This is a genomic window from Achromobacter sp. RTa (assembly GCF_000757485.1).
In the GTDB taxonomy this organism is placed as follows: domain Bacteria; phylum Pseudomonadota; class Gammaproteobacteria; order Burkholderiales; family Burkholderiaceae_B; genus Achromobacter.
The window spans coordinates 1-18,526 of the sequence record NZ_JPYO01000042.1; the positions used below are offsets into that span (position 1 = coordinate 1).

The following is an 18,526-nucleotide window of genomic DNA, read 5'->3' on the forward strand; positions in this document are numbered from 1 at the left end:
CGCCGGGTGTCAGGCACGGGGTGCGGGTGTCAGACACCCGGCCAGGCAGCCTTCCACTCGCGCCGCCGTCTCGTACGGGTGTCTGACACTCGGCATTGCTAGTGTCTGACACCCCTACGAGACGCACTTCCAAACCCACACAGCTCTCGCCGGGTGTCAGGCACGGGGTGCGGGTGTCAGACACCCGGCCAGGCAGCCTTCGGCTCGCGCCGCCGTCTCGTACGGGTGTCTGACACTCGGCATTGCTAGTGTCTGACACCCCTACGAGACGCACTTCCAAACCCACACAGCTCTCGCCGGGTGTCAGACACGGGGTGCGGGTGTCAGACACCCGGCCAGGCAGCCTCCACTCGCGCCACCGTCTCGTACGGGTGTCTGGCACTCGGCATTGCTAGTGTCTGACACCCCTACGCGACGCACTTCCAAACCAACACAGCTCTCGCGGGGTGTCAGACACGGGGTGTGGGTGTCAGACACCCCGCCAGGCAGCCTTCGGCTCGCGCCGCCGTCTCGTAGGGGTGTCTGACACTCGGCATTGCTAGTGTCTGACACCCCTACGAGATGCCCTTCCAAACCCACACAACTCTCGCCGGGTGTCAGGCACGGGGTGCGGGTGTCAGACACCCGGCCAGGCAGCCTTCGGCTCGCGCCGCCGTCTCGTACGGGTGTCTGACACTCGGCATTGCTAGTGTCTGACACCCCTACGAGACGCACTTCCAAACCCACACAGCTCTCGCCGGGTGTCAGACACGGGGTGCGGGTGTCAGACACCCGGCCAGGCAGCCCTCCACTCGCGCCACCGTCTCGTAGGGGTATCTGGCGCTTACTCCCCCCTCCCCTCGCTACCTCAAATCGATCCAGGCCCTGGCCCTCGGGAAGTACAGCGCCGCCCTCGCCTTGCGGCCGTCCAGGGCGGTGACTTGGGTGCAATAGCGCAGCAGTTGCTCGCCGTGCCGTTGACGCATGCGTTGGGCGAAGGCTTCCGGCGATTCGCCTGGGTGCGGGCGGCCGGTTTTGTAGTCGACGATGAGCCAGCCGTCTTCGGTGCTGAGCGCCAAGTCGATCACGGACACCTTGCCCGCGGCGTCGATCAAGGGCCACTCGCGGCGCGCGCCGGACTGCGACAGCAGCCATAGGCCGCGCTCGTCGGCCAGGGTGGCTTGCAGCGTTTCCAGCACGGCTTCCGATGCCGCATCCGCCTGGCTTGCCGGGATGCCGGCCCGGGTCAGCTGGCGGCGGATGGCGGGCAGGCGTTCCGCCAGGACCGCCGCCGGCCAGGTGTCCACACCGTCCTGGCCGATACGGGCCAGCCAGGCGTGGGCCAGGGTGCCGATGGCCGCGTCGTAGCCGGCTTCCAATTGCCAGGCGGGGTGCTCGCCGCCCTCGCCCCACACGCCGCGCGACGCGGTGGCGAAGCCGGGGCTGGCGATTTCGTCCGCCAGGCGCGACAACTGCGCCAGCCCGGCGCCGTCCACGCGTCGCAGGGGCTCGCCCTGCCATTCAGGGCCGTCGTCGGCCTCGGGCGCGGCCTCGCCGTCCAGCGCTGGCGGGACGGGCACATCGAGGCACGGCCACAGCCGTCCCAGCAGGCTGGCCGATGGCGGCGCCTTGACCTGGCCGCTTGCCTCGTCCACCGACAGGTGGCCCACGAGGTGCAGGCGCTTGCGCGCCCGCGTCGCCGCGACGTAAAGCAGCCGGTCGACCTCGTACGAGGCCCGCCGCGCCTCGCGCGCGCCCAGGTAACGCGACACCGGGTCGGCCTCGGTTTCCGCGCGCGGCTTGACCGGACCGAACAGCACGCGCCCCCCGCTTTGCTCGAAGCGCACGAGCGGCGCCTGGTCTCCGCGCGGCGCGCGGTGCAGACCGTACAGAATGACCGTTTCGAATTGCAGGCCCTTGGACTTGTGCATGGTCATGATCTCGACCGCGCCCTCGTCCTCGTCCGCAGCGTCCGGCGCCGCGAAAAGGCGCGCGATTCCGGCGTCCAGCGCGGCCGGATCGATGGCGCCGTGCGGGGCCAGGCGCTCCACCAGCTGGAACAGGCTTTCCGCGTCGTTGGACACCGATACGCCGGAATACAGGGCCGGCCCGCCCAGGCGGCGCCACAGCGACTCCACCCAGGCCGCGAACGGCATCGCGCCCGAGACGTTGCGCTTGTCCAGCAGGATGGCCGCCACCTGGCGCAGGCGCGCGAACTCGTCCGCGCCAAGCGCATCCTGCGCGGACGGCGCCTCGTGCGCGGACGGCGCCTCGTGCGCATCGGGTTCGTCGGACGCCGAATCGAACAGGCTGCCCTGCGGCCCGGAGCCGGCCGCGGGCGCCAGGGCCCGCGGCGCGATGCGCAAGGCGCGTTCCAGCAGGACCGGCACCGGGGTGATGTGATCGTCGCCGAACAGGCGCTGCAGGGACGTCAGCGTCAGGCCGCAATACGGCGCGCGCAACACAGAAAGCCAGGCCAGGCGGTCGCCGGGATGCGACAGGGCCCGCACCAATTGCACCAGATCCGCGACCACCGGCCGCAACGCCAGCGGCACCAGGTCCACCGCGCGGCAGCGGATCCCTTCCTGCGCCAGCCTGCGAGTCAGGCTGCCCAGATGGCTACGCGCCCGCACCAGCACCGCGACCGGATGCCTGGCGCCCTTGTGGTCGATCAGCGCCTGGCGCACCAGGCCTACCGCGATATCCTCGGCTTGCTCTTCCGCCGGCGCCGAGCCCTCGCGCGACCAGGCGGGGTGGAATCGCACGGCCGGTTCCGGCAGCGCATCGTGAAAGGCGGTGGAGGGGCTGTAGGCGATGGCGCCCGCCGCGGCGTCGCTGCGCCTGGGCAGCAATTCCGCGAACGAGCGGTTCACCCAATCCACGATGCCGGCCTGCGAACGGAAGTTGTCGGTCAGGTTGAGGAAATCGGGCTGCAATTCGCCCACGCCGATCTCGGCCACTTCAAGGAACAGCCCCACCTCCGCCTTGCGGAAACGGTAGATGGATTGCATGGGATCGCCCACCAGGAACAGGCTGCGGCCGTCGCCGGCCTGCCAGCCGGAGGTCAGCGTGCGCAACAGGTCCAGCTGGGTCTGGCTGGTGTCCTGGAACTCGTCGATGAGCAGGTGGCGGATCGATGCGTCCAGCTTCAGGAGGAGCTCGCCCGGATCGTCGGCGCTGCCCAGGGCGGCCGCGGCGCGCTGGGCGATCTCGATGAAATCCACTTCGCCGGTATCGGCGAAACGCAGCCGCAACTGCGCCACCGCCAACGCCAGGGTCATGAGCTGCGCCCCCAGCACTTCCCATTGCGCGTCGGTGAAATGCGGCGCGGGAATGTCGCGCGCAGCATGAAGGCGGCGCACCCAGGGCGCCTCGGCGTCGGCGGCTTCCAGCCAGGCCACGAAGGGTTCCTTGTGCGCGCACTTGGCCGGGAAGCCCAGGTTCTTGTTGACGGTCTTGCGCAAGGTGCCGGTGCCGGTCAGCAGCAGGTGCGCCACGGCCTGCCATTGCTCAAGCATCCCGGCATCGGGCAGCAGCTCCTCGGTCCAGTCCAGCAGCGCCAGCAGCTTGTTCTCATCTTCGCCGTCCTGCAGATGGGCGGCGGCGAGCCGGGCCGGACCGCAGAGCGCGTCGGCCCAGCCATGGGGCATGGCCGCGCAGAGCGCGTCCAGGTCTTCGCCGATGGCCTCGGCCAGCGTGGCTTCCATCGCTTCGCGGTCGGATCCGTGGCGCAGCAGCGGCAGCCACTGGTCGCGTTGCCCCAGCATGTCGGCAATGGCCTCCTTGGCCGCCTGCACGTCCACGTCCAGGTGCTTGAGCAGGATGCGCACGGCCTCGTAGTCGTCAGCCAGCTCCAGCGTGGCGCGCGCGGCGGCCTCGTAGTGGGCGCGCGCATCGTCGGTGATCTCGGGCATGCCGCCCAGCTCCGACAGCCAGGGCATACTGCGCACCAACCCCGCGCAGAAGGAGTCGATGGTGCGGATCGCCAGGCGCGCCGGATGTTCAAGCAGGTGCCAGCCCTGCTCCGCGTTGCGCGCGAGCGCGGCGCGGGCAAGCTCCCAGCTGCGGCGCTCGTGCATGGCCTCGGGCGGCCCCTCCAGGCCGCGGCGCAGCTTGCTGAGCACGCGCGCGTGCATCTCGGAGGCGGCCTTCCGCGTAAAGGTGATGGCGACGATTTCTTCCGGGCGGTTCACCGTGGCCAATAGCGCCAGTATCCGGTCCGTCAGCAATTCGGTCTTGCCCGACCCTGCCGGCGCCTGCACCAGGAACGAGCGTGTCGGGTCCAGCGCGGCGGCGCGCGCGGCGTGATCGTGCGGCAAGCGCTCTTGTTCAGCCATGGCTCATGCGTCCTCGTCGTCCAGATGCAAACGCAGGAACGGCAATGCATCGCAGTATTTCAGGTCGTCCCGGCGATAGGCCACGTTGGCCGCATATCCCGCGACGTATTCGTCGGCCAGCGCCTCGATCGCCACGCGCCAGCGCTCGCGTATCTGCGGCCACGACAGGCCGTCGAAATACTTGCTCTCGCTGGCCAGGGTGACGCCAGGCATGCCGAGGTCCTCGTCGGCCAGGCCTTGCGCGGCGACCTGCCGTGCATGGACCTGCGCCAGGACCAGCCCCGCCACGTCGCCGCCGGCGGCATCCGCCAGCACCGAGGCATAGAACGGCAACTGCACGTTCACGGGGCGGCTGCGCGACCAGTCCGGCTCGGGCTTGGCCGCGGCGACGCCGGTCTTGTAATCCACGATCACGTTGCGGCCATCGTCCAGGCTGTCGATGCGGTCCAGCCTCAACTTCAGGGTGAGCGCGCCGCGCTGCCACTGATGGCTCTTTTCCACCTGGGCCACGGCGAACGGCAGGCGCTGCGCCTCCATGTCCAGCCATGACGCCAGCACCGCCCGGGCGCGCTGGCATTCCAGCGCCTTCAGCGCCGGCGCGTAATCCTGCAGCTCTTCGTCCGCGGCCTGCGCTACCGCCTGCTCCAGCAAGGCAGGCAAACGCCCCTCCGCCATGACTTCATGCAAGGCCTCCTGGTCGGGCATCATGCCCCACGTCAGCTCCAGGGCCTTGTGCAGGAACTGGCCGCGCACGTTCACCGTGGCGGCGTCCGCATAGGGCGCCAGTTCGCGGCCGCCCAAACGATGCCGCACGAACGCCCACAAGGGGTTGCGGGCTTGGGTGTCGAGCACGTCGAGGCCGCCGCCTCCCCGGTTGCCCGCGGCCAGCGGCGGCCCTTGAGTGTCGTCCAGCGACTCCTGCGGCAGCGACGCCACCTCCGCAGCCGCGGGCGGCGCCCATTCCGCCAGCGCGGCGGAAGCGATCAGGGGAGACGGACGCAATTCGCGTTCGCCGTCCATGTGCGCGTGGCTGACGATGATGTCGGGCGCGCAGCGGCACATCGCGGCGTACATGCCTTCCGCCCATTCGCGCTCGCGCTCGGGCGTGGCGCGCGGCGCCTTGGCCTGGCGCAGCACGGCCAGGGGCAGCAGCGGATTGGGCTTGGGCGACGCGGGCAGGACGTCGTCCGTAAGGCCCAGGATCCAGACACCGTCCCAGTAGCCGCCCTCCGCCTCCAGCAGGCCCAGCACGTCAAGACGGGCCAGCGGATCGCGCTGCGGTTGGAACGACGCGGACCGCGCCACGCTTTCCAGCAGTTTCACGGCCGCCAGTCCGCCCAGGCGGCCGGCGGCCGGCGCCAGGGCGGAAAAACTGCCCAGCGCGTCGCCCAGCGCGCCCATCACTTGATAGCCCACGCTGTCGAGCACGGCTTCGCCGGGGAAGCCCAGCGCCGTCAAGGCGGCCTTCATGCGCAGCATCCAGACATCGCAAGTGGCCTGGCGGCCGCCCTGCGTCCAGATTTCCAGCGCCTGGTTCCAGGCCTGCGCCAGCAGCGGCGTATCGGCCAGCAGCTTGCGCCACTCCTGCGGACTCACGTGCAGGCGCGCCTGCCGACGCCAGCGCGCGTCGATGGCAGCGAGGCGGGCGCGGTCACGCACGTCGCCCGCGCAGTGTCCGGCGAGCAGGGCCGCGCCCAGGACCTCCACGCCGCAGCCCTTGCCCGCCGCGCATTCGGCCAGGGCGCGCAACCAGGCCAAGGCGGCGCGCGCCATCGGCCATTCGTTCAGCGGCCGGCCGACGGCGACGTTGAAGGCATGGGCGGGCTCGCCGCCATGGCCGGCCAGGGCCTGGCTCAACACCCGCCGGGCGAAAGGCGATTCGGCTTCGAGCTGGGGCGAGACGATGGCATAGCGGCCATGAGGGTGCGCCTTCAGGCAGCTGGCCGCCCAGGCGGCCGCGGCGCGCCACTCCGCCCCCTGGTCCGCCGCCACGTACCGGCGCGCGATGGACTCGGCCCGTTGCGCGTCGCGCCACTGCGCAACCTCGGTGCCCTGCGCCTCGAAGGCCTGCAGCAGCCTCCGGAAACGCGGCGACAGGTCCGTGAAGCCCGCCAGCACCAGTTGGCGGGGAGTGGCCAGGCGCCCTTGTTCCAACGCATCCAGCACGCGCGCATAGCCTTGGTTGGCGTCCTCTGCGTCGATGCCCTCCAGCGTGCGGCGATAGCGTTCGCGCCACTTCGCGAAACCGCGGTATTCATCGGTATCGGCGCCGGAAGGCACGCGGAGGTCCCATTCATCCATGAGCAGGTCCGCGTCCATGGCCAGGCGCGCGGCCTGACTGGCGTCCAGCAGGACGCGCTCGGCCTCTTCCGCCCTGATCGCCTCGGTCCACACAAGTTGGGTGGCGAAACTGTCGAGCCGGTAGGCCGGCACGCCGTCATCCGCTTCGAACGCGAGTTCATTGGCCGACTCGGCCAGCCACGCGGAAAGCGGCAGGATGCGCGGCAGCTCGCTGACCTGACGCTCCTGGCGCAACAGGCCGGCCAGCTCCAGCGTCATCCGGCGCGAGAGACGGTTGTTCACCGTCAGCACCAGCGTGTCGGCGGCGGGCATGCCGCCGATATCCGGCAGCGATAGGTCGGGATAGGAAGGCGATGTGTCCTGCATGGGCACCCAGAACGCCCGCCGGAGGCGGCGCGGCTATGACGGAGAAAAACACCGCCGTAGGATACCGCGAGCCGGCGGCGGAAAATGGACGGGCCGCGGGTTCGCGCTAGAAGCCGCAGAGCGCCGCCAGGTTTTCCCAATGGATCTGCATCTCGGGCGTGGTGTAGCCCCAGAACGCCAGCCCCAGCACGGCCACGAGGACCAGCGCGCCGGCCACGCGCCAGCGGCTGCGGCGGGCGGCAGGCGTGGCGGAGGGCTGGGGCGTCATCGCGGCTCCTTGCAGGCGTCAGGCGGGAACCGGCTGGGCCACCGGCTGCTCCCGGACGGGCAGGCACAGCAGCGCGGCCATGATGGCCAGCGCCACCCCCAGCCACCACACCAGGTCGTAGTTGCCGGTCTTGGCGTAGGCGTATCCGCCCAGCCAGACCCCGATGAAACTGCCGATCTGGTGGCCCAGGAAAACGATGCCGGAGAGGGTCGCCGCGTAGCGCAGGCCGTAGATCTGCCCGATCAGCCCCTGCGTGAGCGGCACGGTGCCCAGCCAGAACAGGCCCATCCAGGCGGCGAAGGCATACAGCACCCAGGGCGACAGCGGCATCCACAGCAACAGCAGGATGCCGAATGCGCGCATGCCGTACACCCCCGCAAGCAGGCGCTTCTTGCTGTACTTGCCGCCCAGCTTGCCGGCGTAGAACGAACCCAGCACGTTGAACAGCCCGATCAGCGCGATGGCCGTGGCGCCCTGCCCCGCCGTCAGGCCGCCGTCGGTAACGTATGCCGGCAGGTGCAGCGTGATGAAGGCCGTGTGGAAGCCGCAGACGAAGTAACTCCAGAACAGGAAATGGAACGAGGGATGGCGCACGGCCTGCTTGACCGCGGAAGCCAGCGACTGCTGCGGGCCCGCATGGACCTGCGGCCGGCCGCGAAGGAAATAGGCCAGCGGAGCGCCGCAGGCGACGAACAGCGACAGCACCCACAAGGCGCCGGTCCAGTCCAGGCCGCTGATCAGCATCTGGCCGGTGGGCACGATGGCGAACTGCCCCATCGAGCCGCCAGCGCTGGCGATGCCCATGGCCGTGCTGCGGTAGGCGGGCGGCACCGAACGCGCCACGACGGGCAGGATCACCGGGAAGGTCGTGCCCGCCTGCCCCAGGCCGACCAGCACGCCGGCAGTCAGGTAGAGCGTGGTTTCGTCCGTGGCGAACCGGGTGCCGATCATGCCCAGCATATACAGCACCGCGCCCAGGGCAATCGTGCGGCCGGAGCCGTAACGGTCGGCCAGGATGCCCATGAAGATACAGGCCACGCCCCACACCAGGTTCTGCAGCGCGAAAGCCATGGAAAAAACCTCGCGGCCCCAACCCTGGGCCAGGCCCATAGGCTGCATGAACAGGCCGAAGGTGGCGCGCACGCCCATGGCAAGCAGCACGACCAGCGTGCCGAGCACAATGGTGCGCATGGAAATCGTATCGGATTGGCTAGACATGAACCCGTGTCTCGTTGTTTTTGGGTTTCCGCCCCCTCCTCGGAGCGGTCCGGTTCAGGGGCCGGATCCATACATCATATACAAGTCCCCGATGGCCTCCCCCCAACCCGGCCGGGCCGAAGGGCCATTCCAGCCTGCGCCAGATGCTAGAATCCTGGTCTCAAATCCATGGGCTGCGCCGACGAATCCAGGTTCCCGGCGGCTCGCCCGGTCGGTTTGCAACGCCTCGCCGTAGTTAAATGGATATAACCGGCCCCTCCTAAGGGTCAATTGGTGGTTCGATTCCACCCGGCGAGGCCACCTCCGGCATCGGTTCCGATGCCCACTTCCTTCCCCTGTTTTTCCAGGCACGCGCTCCCCATATTCAGCCAGATGAGGGTTAATCCGGGCTACGCTCACGCGGCTGGGGCCGTTAGCTTCTGGCGACGCGTCTTGTGACGAATTGAAGCCACGTCAATACGTCACCGATATTTTTTTGAGCGATGATAGCGAATCGTCTTGCGCATCACTTGAAATTGCTGTTTAAATTCGACGCGTAAGCCTCTAATTCATCTGGACTTTTCCTGGCCCGACAGAACGCCGGCTTAAGAAACATTTCTTCACAGACTGACAAGCCTGCTCAAACCATGGCATTTTCCTGGAAACGTGCGATTGCGAACGCGATAGCGCCTGTGGCGCTGGCGATGTGCGCGCTCCTGCCCCCCGCCGCGCAAGCGGCCAAGAATTCCGATCCCTGCAAGACCAACGCCAAGTCGTCGGCCTGCAAGGCGCAGCAAGCCAAGAAGGCGCCGGCCCCCAAGGCCGCATCCGGTAAACAGACCGCTTCGGCGGGCAAGAAGGCCGCTCCTTCCGCAAAAAAGGCCGCCCCATCCTCCGCCAAGAAGGCCCCGCCCAAATCTTCCTCCGGCAAGAAGGCCGCCGCCCCCAAGAGCGGCAAGGGCGGCAAGCAGGTCGCCGCGAGGGGCACTCCCTCCAAGAAGGGCGCCGCGGGCAAGGGCGGCAAGCCGAACAAGCCGTCGCGCGCGCAACGCGCCGCCGCCGCGGCAAGCGCGGCGGCCATGCCGCCGCCCGCCTCGTCGGTGCGCGCCGAGGCCGCGGCCCTGCGCTCCAGCACCGCCTATGTGCAAGACCTGGAAACCTCCACGGTCATCTTCGCCAAGAACGAAAACGTCGTGCGTCCCATCGCTTCCATCTCGAAGCTGATGACCGCCGTCGTCGTGGTGGACGCGAACCTGCCCATGGACGAAATGCTGGAAATCACCGATGACGACGTCGACGGCCTCAAGCACACCACCTCGCGCCTGCGCGTGGGCACCAAGCTGTCTCGCGGCGACATGCTGCACCTGGCCCTGATGTCTTCGGAAAACCGCGCTGCCAATGCGCTGGGCCGCCACTATCCGGGCGGCCTGCCCGCCTTCGTGGCCGCCATGAACGCCAAGGCGCGGGCGCTGGGCATGACCAGCACGCACTTCATCGAACCCACCGGCCTGTCCAGCGACAACGTATCGTCGCCGCACGATCTGGCCCGCCTGCTGCGCGCCGCCTCCCAGCGCCCGCTGATCCACCGCTACTCCACCGACACCGAGTACGAGGTCGAGATCAACAACCGCACACAGACCTTCCGCAACACGAACCTGCTGGTGCGCAAGCCCGACTGGGACATCAAGGTCTCCAAGACCGGCTACATCAACGAAGCCGGCGAATGCCTGGTGATGCTGGCCCGCATCAACGGCCGCGACCTGGCCATCGTGCTGCTGGATTCGCAAGGCAAGCTCTCGCGCATCGGCGATGCCGTGCGCATCCGCCGCATCGTGCAAAGCGAAGTGGCGCTGGCGTCGATCCAGTCCGGCGGTTGAACGCCCGCCTCGCTACGCTGCTCCCCTGCGAAAAAGGCCCGATACGTCGGGCTTTTTTCTTTTACGCCGCCCGGCGCTTGGGCCGCAGCGGCTGCGTGTCGTACAGCGAGGGAGGCAGCCCTTCCAGCACGGCCTGGGCATTGAGCGAGCGGATCGGCACGGCGGCGTCCAGAGGGATCCTGCCCTCGGCCTGCAATAGCTGGTAGCGCAGGCAGCACACGCGCAGGAAAGAAGTGAAATTGGCGGCCTCGCCGCGGTACTCGACCAGTTCGTCGTACAGGCGTTCGATCAGCTGCGTCACGCGCATCCCGTCGCGGCCCGCGATCTCTTCCAGGACCTGCCAGAACAGCCGTTCAAGCCGCAGGCTGGTGGCCACGCCATGCAGGCGCAGGGAACGGGTTTCAGGAGTGTAGGACTGCTCGCTGGCGCGGATGAAGATTTCACACATGGGAGATCCTGGAGCTCTGGGGCAAGGCGCTTGCCCGGGCCGGGACGCCTACGGCTCACTGTACGCCGTTTGGCCGCGCCGCGGCAAGGCGGCGCGGCGCGCGCCGCCGCCTCCCGCCCATTCTGAAACCACACGTTTCCGGCCTGCCGCCTTTCCCCGCCCGTTGATATAAATCATGGTCGGGAAAACGCACGCGTTCGAGGATATCAAGAGTGATCTGACTTCGGAGGTAGTGATGGAAAAAACCATGAAAGCAGCGGTTGCACGAGCATTCGGCAAGCCCCTCGCAATCGAAGAAGTCGCGGTGCCGCGCCCGGGTCCGGGCGAACTCCTGGTGAAAATCGAAGCCTGCGGCGTGTGCCACACCGATTTGCACGCCGTCGAGGGCGACTGGCCCGTCAAGCCCAATCCGCCATTCATCCCCGGGCACGAAGGCGTCGGCCACGTCGTGGCGGTGGGCTCCGGCGTCACCCATGTGAAGGAAGGCGACCGCGTCGGCATTCCCTGGCTCTATTCCGCCTGCGGGCACTGCGAGCATTGCCTGGGCGGCTGGGAAACCCTGTGCGAACAGCAGCAGAACGCGGGCTATTCCGTGAACGGCGGCTTTGCCGAATATGCGCTGGCCGCCGCGGACTACGTGGGCCTGCTGCCCAAGAACGTCGGTTTCGTCGATATCGCGCCCGTGCTGTGCGCCGGCGTCACCGTCTACAAGGGGCTGAAGATGACGGACACCCGCCCCGGCAACTGGGTGGTGATCTCCGGCATCGGCGGGCTGGGCCACATGGCCGTGCAATATGCGAAGGCCATGGGCCTGAACGTCGCGGCGGTGGACATCGACGATGGCAAGCTGGACTTCGCCCGCCGCCTGGGCGCGGAAGTCACGGTCAACGCCAGGACGACGGATCCAGCCGCCTACCTGAAGCGCGAGATCGGCGGCGCGCATGGCGCGCTGATTACGGCGGTATCGCCCAAGGCGTTCGAGCAGGCGCTGGGCATGGTGCGGCGCGGCGGAACCGTGGCGCTCAACGGCCTGCCCCCGGGCGACTTTCCGCTGTCGATCTTCGACATGGTGCTCAACGGCATCACCGTGCGCGGCTCGATCGTCGGCTCACGGCTGGACCTGCAGGAGTCCCTGCAGTTCGCCGAAGAGGGCAAGGTGCATGCCACCGTCGCCACCGAAAGCCTGGAAAACATCAACGACGTTTTCGACCGCATGCGCCGCGGCCAGATCGAGGGCCGCATCGTGCTCGATTTCGCCTGAGCGCGCTGGGCGGCAGGCAAGTCAAAAGCGCCGCCGCGTCCCGCCTCCGGCCTCAGGGCACGATCTTGGTGCCCAGCACCGCCAGGAATTGCGACATCCAGGCCGGATGCGCGGGCCATGCGGGCGCCGTCACCAGATTGCCGTCGGTATAGGCCTGGTCGATCCCGATCTCGGCGTAGGTGCCGCCGGCCAGGCGGACCTCCGGCGCGCACGCCGGATACGCCGAGCACGTGCGCCCCTTCAGTATCCCGGCCGCGGCCAGCAGCTGCGCTCCGTGGCACACCGCGGCGATGGGCTTCCCGGCCTGGTCGAAGGCGCGCACGATGTCCAGCACCTTTTCGTTCAGCCGCAGATACTCCGGCGCGCGCCCGCCCGGGATGACCAGGCCGTCGTAGGAGGAAGGTTCGACGCGGTCGAAATCGTAATTGAGCGCGAAATTGTGGCCGCGTTTTTCGGTATAGGTCTGCCCACCTTCGAAATCATGGATGGCCGTGGCCACGGTATCCCCGGCCTTCTTGTCCGGGCATACCGCATGCACCGTGTGCCCGACCGCCAGCAGGGTCTGGTACGGCACCATGGTTTCGTAGTCTTCGGCGTAGTCGCCGACCAGCATCAACAAGCGCTTGCTCATGAGGGTCTCCTAGGGATGGCGGGATACCGGTTCAGCACCCGGGAAGCCGGGTTCCGGTTTTTGCAGCCCTATTGTGGCGCCGCCCTGGACCATGGAGGTGGTAGCGGGATACCGCAGCAAACGCTTGACCCGGCGCTACTGCTCCAGCGCGACGGACACGGTTTTTGCGCCCAGCAGGCCGACCAGCACCTTGGGATCGATCCCGATCAGGTAGCCACGCCGGCCGCCGTTGATATAGACCACGGGATAGTCCAGCATCTCCGCCTCCACCCAGACCGGCATCTTCTTGCGCGTGCCGAATGGCGACGTGCCGCCTACCTGGTAGCCGGAATGGCGCTGCGCCACCTCGGGCTTGCAGGGCTCGACCTTTTTCAGGCCCGCCTGGCGGGCCAGGTTCTTGGTGGAGACTTCCCGGTCGCCATGCATGACGATGATCAGGGGCTTGGCCGACTCGTCCTCCATGATCAGGGTCTTGACCACCGCATGCGGGTCCAGGCCCAGCTGGCGCGCGGCTTCGCCGGCGCCGCCGTGGTCGACGTATTCGTAAGTGTGTTCCGTGTAGGCCACCTTGTGCTGCTTGAGGAACTGGGTGGCGGGCGTTTCTGAAACGTGGCGGGATTTGCTCATGGGAAATGCGGTACGGCTGAAGAATGAATGGGGATGGCCGCGGCGCGGCTAGCCGCGGGGGTGATGCGCGGCGTGCAAGGCCTTCAGGCGCTCGCGCGCGACGTGCGTGTAGATCTGCGTGGTGGAGATATCGGCGTGGCCCAGCAGCATCTGCACCACGCGCAGGTCCGCGCCGTGGTTCAGCAGGTGCGTGGCGAAGGCATGCCGCAAGACGTGCGGCGACAGGGGCGCGCGGACGTCCGCCAGCAACGCATATTTCTTGACCAGTTGCCAGAAGGCCTGGCGCGACATCGGTTCCGCCCGGCCCGTGATGAAGAGCGCGTCGCTGACGCGGCCGGCCAGCAATTCCGGCCGCCCGGTCTTCAGATAGCGGTCGATCCAGTGGGCCGCCTCCGCGCCCAGGGGCACCAGCCTGTCCTTGCCGCCCTTGCCCAACACCACGCGCACCACGCCTTCGTTCAGGCTCACGTCTAGCGTGCGCACTCCCACCAGCTCGGATACGCGCAAGCCGGTCGCGTACAGGGTTTCCAGCATGGCGCGGTCGCGCAGGCCTCTGGCCTGGTCCAGGTCGGGCGCGCGCAGCAGCGCGTCCACCTGCTGCTCGGAGAGCGTCTTGGGCATGCGCGGCGGCTGCTTGGCCGCGACGAGGGTCAGGCAGGGATCGCGCTCGCAACGGTGTTCGCGCAGGGCCCACGCATAGAAGCGGCGCAGCGCGGCAAGCCGGCGGTTGGCGGTGGTCGCACGCGTTTCCTCATGGCGGAAGGCGAACCAGGCCTCGATATCGCCCTTGCCGGCCTCGCGCAGGGCCTTCGCGGGCCCGGCGGGAAGCGCGTGGCTGTGCGCGGCATCGCCGTGGCGGTCGGCCATTTCACGGGCATAGGCCTCCGGGTCCTCCAGCCAGCGCGCAAAGCCGGTCAGGTCGCGCCGGTAGGCGGCCAGGGTATTGGCCGACAGGCCGTCCTCGAGCCATACGGCGTCGATGAAAGCGTCGATGTCGGCCTGCGAGGCCAGCGGCGATCGGGTGTCGGGCATGATGAAGGGATTCTACGGCTCAACGCCCGCCCACGCCTGCGGCGGCGGCCTTCAGCCAGCTCTCGAAAAGCTTCAGCGCCTCGGAGCGTTCGCTGCGCAGGGGATATCCGAAGTAATAGCCCTGGCTGACCGCCAGCGCCTGCGGCACCGGCATCGCCAGCGTGCCCTGGTCCAGCGCCGGCTGCGCCAGGAAGCGCGGCATCAGCCCGACGCCCAGCCCGGCTTGCACCGCCGCCATCACCATGGTGAAGAGTTCGTAGCGCGGGCCTCCGGCGGCCTGGGGCCCGTACAGACAGCCGTTGGCGCCGTACCATTGGCGCCAGGCGTCCGGCCGCGAGGCCAGGTGCAGATGGGTCATGCCTGCCAGCGCGCTGGCGCCGGGCTCGGACGCGCGCTCGGCCAGTTCGGGCGCGCATACCGGCACCAATTCGCGCTCGGGAAAGAGCAGCACGCCCTGGGTGCCGGGCCACAATCCGTCCCCGTGGTAGAGCGCGCCGTCGAAGGGCTGGTCCTTGAATTGGAAAGGCAGCGTGCGCACGGACAGGCTGACCGTGATGTCGCCGTGCTCGCGCTGGAAATCGGCCAGGCGCGGAATCAGCCACGTCGTCGCCAGGGTGGGGACCACCGCAATATGGATGCTGCGCCCCATGCCGGTCCGGCTGACCAGGCCAAACGTGTCTTTTTCGATCTGGTCCAGATGGTGCCGGATGCGGCCGGCGTACTCTGCCCCGTGGTCGGTCAGCACGATGCGCCGCCTCACCCGGGTGAAAAGCTGCACCCCAAGGCGGGCCTCCAGGCTGGCGACCTGCCGGTAGACCGCGCTGTGCGTCAGGGACAGTTCCTCGGCCGCGCGGGAAAAGCTGCCCAGGCGGGCCGAAGCTTCGAACGCCTGCAGGGCGCTCAGATTGGGGATGCCGTTTCTCATGGAGCGGGAACCGTGCCGCAGCCGAGGCTTGCCGCCGTGCCCCCAAGGGCCCGGCGCTTGCCGCGGCGCAACATGGCGTGTCGTGCCGGTGGGTCAATAGATTGTGCAATTTTATCAATTGCATTGTGCGATCGAGGAACATTATGCTCGGATGTCCTAACCTCGGCTCATCATGACTACCACCCCCATGTCCCAGCAAAAATCCCGCCTTGGCGGTCACATCCTGGTCGACCAGCTGGTTGCGCAGGGCGTCAAACATGTTTTCTGCGTTCCCGGCGAAAGCTACCTCGCGGTGCTGGACGGCCTGCACGACGCGGACATCAAGGTGACGGTCTGCCGCCAGGAAGGCGGCGCGGCCATGATGGCCGACGCCCACGGCAAGCTGACCGGGGAACCCGGCATCTGCATGGTCACCCGCGGCCCCGGCGCGTCCAACGCGCTGGCCGGCGTGCATATCGCCAAGCAGGATTCCACCCCGCTGATTCTGTTCGTCGGCCAGATCGAGCGCGGCATGCGCGAGCGCGAGGCCTTCCAGGAAATGGACTACCGCGCCGTGTTCGGCACGCAGGCCAAGTGGGTCACCGAGATCGACCAGGTCGAACGGATTCCCGAACTGATTTCCCGCGCCTTCCACGTTGCCACCTCGGGCCGCCCGGGCCCCGTCGTCATCGCCCTGCCCGAAGACATGCTGGTCGAAGCGGCGGCGGTCGCCGACGCGCCCCGTTACGAAGTGATCGATTCCGCCCCCTCCGCCGGGCAACTGGCCGACCTGGAAAAGCTGCTGGCGGAAGCCAGGAATCCGGTCGCCATCCTGGGCGGCACGCGCTGGGACGCCCGCGCCGTGCAGCAGTTCGCCGATTTCGCGCAACGCCACGCCCTGCCCACGGCGGTGTCGTTCCGCCGCCAGATGCTGTTCCCCGCCGACCACCCCTGCTTCATCGGCGACGTGGGCCTGGGCATCAATCCCGCCCTGCTCCAGCGCGTCACCGAGGCGGACCTGGTCCTGCTGGTGGGCGGCCGCATGTCGGAAAGCCCCAGCCAGGCCTACACCCTGCTGGACATTCCCGTGCCCAGGCAGAAGCTGGTGCACGTGCATCCCGACCCCGCCGAACTGGCGCGCGTCTACCGCCCCACGCTGGCCATCAACACCTCGCCCGCCGCGTTCGCGCAGGCGCTTGCCGGCCTTAAGGCGCCCGCCAAGCCCGCCTGGGCCGAGGGCACGCAGGCCATGCGCGAGTCGTACCTGAAATGGAGCGATCCCGCCCCGGTCACGACGCCCGGCGCGCTGCAGATGGGCCAGGTCATGGCCTACCTGGAAAAGACGCTGCCCGCTGACGCCATCATGACCAACGGCGCCGGCAACTACGCCACCTGGCTGCACCGCTTCCACCGCTTCACCCGCTACGGCACGCAGTTGGCGCCCACCTCGGGCTCGATGGGCTACGGCCTGCCGGCAGCCGTGGGCGCCAAGCGCGTCTGGCCCGACAAGACGGTCGTGTGCTTCGCCGGCGACGGCTGCTTCCTGATGCACGGCCAGGAATTCGCCACGGCGGTGCAGTACGACCTGCCCATCGTGGTGGTGCTGGTGGACAACGGCATGTACGGCACGATCCGCATGCACCAGGAAAAGCACTACCCCGGCCGCGTTTCCGCGACCGCGCTGAAAAATCCGGACTTCGCCGACTACGCGCGCGCCTTCGGCGGCCACGGCGAACGCGTCGAGACCACCGAGCAGTTCGGGCCGGCCTTCGAGCGCGCCCTGGCCAGCGGCAAGCCGGCGATCCTGCATTGCTTCATCGATCCGGAAACCATCACGCCGACCACGACCCTGGAAAAGATCCGCGACGCGGCCCTGAAGGCTCAGCACTGACACGGCAGGAACGCGGCAGGCGGCAGCGGCGCGCATGGCGCGCGCCGCGAAATCCGCGGCTTGCCGTCCCATTTATTTTAGGTTTAAACTTTCTAGCATTCCGAACACGGAAATCCATAGCGGAGACCCAGCATGTCCTCGAATCCTTCCTTTCACTGGCAAGACCCCCTGTTGCTGGACCAGCAACTGACCGAAGAAGAACGCATGGTGCGTGACGCCGCCTACGCCTATGCGCAGGACAAGCTCGCTCCGCGCGTGCTGAACGCGTTCCGCAACGAACAGACCGACCCGGCGATCTTCTCCGAAATGGGCGAACTGGGCCTCCTGGGCGCCACCATCCCCGTCGAATACGGCGGCGCCGGCCTGAACTACGTCAGCTACGGCCTGATCGCCCGCGAAGTCGAACGCATCGACTCCGGCTACCGCTCCATGATGAGCGTGCAGTCGTCCCTGGTGATGGTTCCCATCAACGAATTCGGCAGCGAAGCGCAAAAGCAGAAGTACCTGCCCAAGCTCGCCCGCGGCGAATGGATCGGCTGCTTCGGCCTGACCGAGCCCAACCACGGCTCCGACCCCGGCGGCATGGAAACGCGCGCGGTCAAGACCGCCGACGGCTACAAGCTCACCGGCAACAAGATGTGGATCACCAACTCCCCCATCGCCGATGTCTTCGTGGTGTGGGCCAAGTGCGTCGGCGGCGACTTCGACGGCAAGATCCGCGGATTCATCCTGGAAAAGGGCATGAAGGGCCTGTCGGCCCCGGCCATCCACGGCAAGGTCGGCCTGCGCGCCTCGATCACCGGCGAAATCGTCATGGACGAAGTGGAAGTGTCCGATGAACAGATGATGCCCGGCGTTTCCGGCCTGAAGGGCCCGTTCACCTGCCTGAACTCCGCCCGCTACGGCATCGCCTGGGGCGCCGTCGGCGCCGCCGAGGCCTGCTGGCACACCGCCCGCCAGTACACCCTGGACCGCAAGCAGTTCGGCCGCCCGCTGGCCGCCAACCAGCTGATCCAGAAGAAGCTGGCCGACATGCAGACCGAAATCACGCTGGCCCTGCAAGGCTGCCTGCGCCTGGGCCGCATGAAGGACGAAGGCACCGCCGCCGTGGAAATCACCTCGATCATGAAGCGCAACTCCTGCGGCAAGGCCCTGGACATCGCCCGCCTGGCGCGCGACATGCTCGGCGGCAACGGTATCTCCGACGAGTTCGGCGTCGCCCGCCACCTGGTGAACCTGGAAGTGGTCAACACCTACGAAGGCACCCACGACGTGCACGCCCTGATCCTGGGCCGCGCGCAAACGGGCCTCCAGGCCTTCTATTGATCGCCCCGCCGGCCGCCCTCAGGCGCGGCCAGCCAGAAAACGGCCCGGCATCTGCCGGGCCGTTTTGCGTGGATAGCGCCG

At 68.1% G+C, this 18,526-nt stretch carries 13 protein-coding genes and 1 tRNA gene; 5 read left to right on the forward strand and 9 right to left on the reverse strand.

The window, feature by feature from the left end; translation table 11 throughout:
* Positions 1-842 precede the first annotated feature (842 nt).
* From JL37_RS17665 to JL37_RS17675, 4 genes are all read right to left on the reverse strand, one after another.
* Positions 843-4,316: an exodeoxyribonuclease V subunit beta gene (locus JL37_RS17665; protein WP_043545867.1), complete on the reverse strand. Its 3,474-nt coding sequence runs from the start codon at positions 4,314-4,316 to the stop codon at positions 843-845.
* 3 nt (positions 4,317-4,319) lie between these two features.
* Positions 4,320-6,983 (reverse strand): PD-(D/E)XK nuclease family protein, encoded by a 2,664-nt coding sequence (locus JL37_RS17670; protein WP_043545868.1) that lies wholly within the window; start codon positions 6,981-6,983, stop codon positions 4,320-4,322.
* Positions 6,984-7,089: 106 nt separating this feature from the next.
* On the reverse strand, positions 7,090-7,251 hold the full coding sequence (locus tag JL37_RS30720; protein WP_197064627.1) for a hypothetical protein: 162 nt from the start codon (positions 7,249-7,251) through the stop codon (positions 7,090-7,092).
* Between the two features lie 18 nt (positions 7,252-7,269).
* On the reverse strand, positions 7,270-8,469 hold the full coding sequence (locus tag JL37_RS17675) for an MFS transporter (protein ID WP_043545870.1): 1,200 nt from the start codon (positions 8,467-8,469) through the stop codon (positions 7,270-7,272).
* 225 nt (positions 8,470-8,694) lie between these two features.
* On the opposite strand from JL37_RS17675, the gene JL37_RS17680 reads away from it, so the two are divergent.
* Positions 8,695-8,769: transfer RNA gene (locus JL37_RS17680), tRNA-Arg, on the forward strand.
* Positions 8,770-9,095: 326 nt separating this feature from the next.
* A complete protein-coding gene (gene pbpG / locus JL37_RS30900; protein WP_043545872.1) occupies positions 9,096-10,325 on the forward strand; it encodes a D-alanyl-D-alanine endopeptidase in 1,230 nt (409 codons plus the stop codon).
* 61 nt (positions 10,326-10,386) lie between these two features.
* Here pbpG and JL37_RS17690 read toward each other — a convergent pair whose 3' ends face one another.
* Positions 10,387-10,773, reverse strand: coding sequence for a ribbon-helix-helix domain-containing protein (locus JL37_RS17690; protein ID WP_043545874.1), 387 nt, complete (start codon positions 10,771-10,773; stop codon positions 10,387-10,389).
* A gap of 235 nt (positions 10,774-11,008) precedes the next feature.
* Here JL37_RS17690 and adhP point away from each other — a divergent pair, with 235 nt between their 5' ends.
* A complete protein-coding gene (gene adhP, locus JL37_RS17695) occupies positions 11,009-12,034 on the forward strand; it encodes an alcohol dehydrogenase AdhP (RefSeq protein WP_043546965.1) in 1,026 nt (341 codons plus the stop codon).
* 52 nt (positions 12,035-12,086) lie between these two features.
* On the opposite strand, the gene JL37_RS17700 is transcribed toward adhP, so the two are convergent.
* From JL37_RS17700 to JL37_RS17715, 4 genes are all read right to left on the reverse strand, one after another.
* Positions 12,087-12,665, reverse strand: a complete 579-nt coding sequence (locus JL37_RS17700) for a DJ-1/PfpI family protein (protein WP_043545875.1) — start codon at positions 12,663-12,665, stop codon at positions 12,087-12,089.
* Positions 12,666-12,800: 135 nt separating this feature from the next.
* Positions 12,801-13,292 carry a Cys-tRNA(Pro) deacylase gene (ybaK, locus tag JL37_RS17705; protein ID WP_043545876.1) on the reverse strand — a complete coding sequence of 164 codons (492 nt, stop codon included), beginning with the start codon at positions 13,290-13,292 and terminating at the stop codon, positions 12,801-12,803.
* A gap of 48 nt (positions 13,293-13,340) precedes the next feature.
* The gene (xerD, locus tag JL37_RS17710) at positions 13,341-14,324 is read right to left on the reverse strand and encodes a site-specific tyrosine recombinase XerD (protein WP_043545877.1); all 984 of its coding nucleotides are present in this window, start codon (positions 14,322-14,324) and stop codon (positions 13,341-13,343) included.
* Positions 14,325-14,343: 19 nt separating this feature from the next.
* Complete coding sequence (locus tag JL37_RS17715) at positions 14,344-15,249, reverse strand: LysR substrate-binding domain-containing protein (protein WP_043545878.1); 906 nt, start codon at positions 15,247-15,249, stop codon at positions 14,344-14,346.
* Between the two features lie 187 nt (positions 15,250-15,436).
* Between JL37_RS17715 and JL37_RS17720 the strand changes: the two genes are divergently transcribed.
* Both JL37_RS17720 and JL37_RS17725 read left to right on the forward strand, forming a co-directional pair.
* Positions 15,437-17,119: a thiamine pyrophosphate-binding protein gene (locus tag JL37_RS17720; protein ID WP_043546966.1), complete on the forward strand. Its 1,683-nt coding sequence runs from the start codon at positions 15,437-15,439 to the stop codon at positions 17,117-17,119.
* A gap of 132 nt (positions 17,120-17,251) precedes the next feature.
* Positions 17,252-18,445, forward strand: coding sequence for an acyl-CoA dehydrogenase (locus tag JL37_RS17725; RefSeq protein WP_043545880.1), 1,194 nt, complete (start codon positions 17,252-17,254; stop codon positions 18,443-18,445).
* Positions 18,446-18,526 lie beyond the last annotated feature (81 nt).

Coding starts and splice junctions, on each gene's coding strand:
- JL37_RS30720 (WP_197064627.1), bottom strand. CDS start 7,251: ATGACGCCCCAGCCCTCCGCCACGCCTGCCGCCCGCCGCAGCCGCTGG.
- ybaK (WP_043545876.1), bottom strand. CDS start 13,292: ATGAGCAAATCCCGCCACGTTTCAGAAACGCCCGCCACCCAGTTCCTC.
- JL37_RS17690 (WP_043545874.1), bottom strand. CDS start 10,773: ATGTGTGAAATCTTCATCCGCGCCAGCGAGCAGTCCTACACTCCTGAA.
- JL37_RS17670 (WP_043545868.1), bottom strand. CDS start 6,983: ATGCAGGACACATCGCCTTCCTATCCCGACCTATCGCTGCCGGATATC.
- JL37_RS17665 (WP_043545867.1), bottom strand. CDS start 4,316: ATGGCTGAACAAGAGCGCTTGCCGCACGATCACGCCGCGCGCGCCGCC.
- JL37_RS17720 (WP_043546966.1), top strand. CDS start 15,437: ATGTCCCAGCAAAAATCCCGCCTTGGCGGTCACATCCTGGTCGACCAG.
- JL37_RS17725 (WP_043545880.1), top strand. CDS start 17,252: ATGTCCTCGAATCCTTCCTTTCACTGGCAAGACCCCCTGTTGCTGGAC.
- xerD (WP_043545877.1), bottom strand. CDS start 14,324: ATGCCCGACACCCGATCGCCGCTGGCCTCGCAGGCCGACATCGACGCT.
- JL37_RS17675 (WP_043545870.1), bottom strand. CDS start 8,469: ATGTCTAGCCAATCCGATACGATTTCCATGCGCACCATTGTGCTCGGC.
- pbpG (WP_043545872.1), top strand. CDS start 9,096: ATGGCATTTTCCTGGAAACGTGCGATTGCGAACGCGATAGCGCCTGTG.
- JL37_RS17715 (WP_043545878.1), bottom strand. CDS start 15,249: ATGAGAAACGGCATCCCCAATCTGAGCGCCCTGCAGGCGTTCGAAGCT.
- JL37_RS17700 (WP_043545875.1), bottom strand. CDS start 12,665: ATGAGCAAGCGCTTGTTGATGCTGGTCGGCGACTACGCCGAAGACTAC.
- adhP (WP_043546965.1), top strand. CDS start 11,009: ATGGAAAAAACCATGAAAGCAGCGGTTGCACGAGCATTCGGCAAGCCC.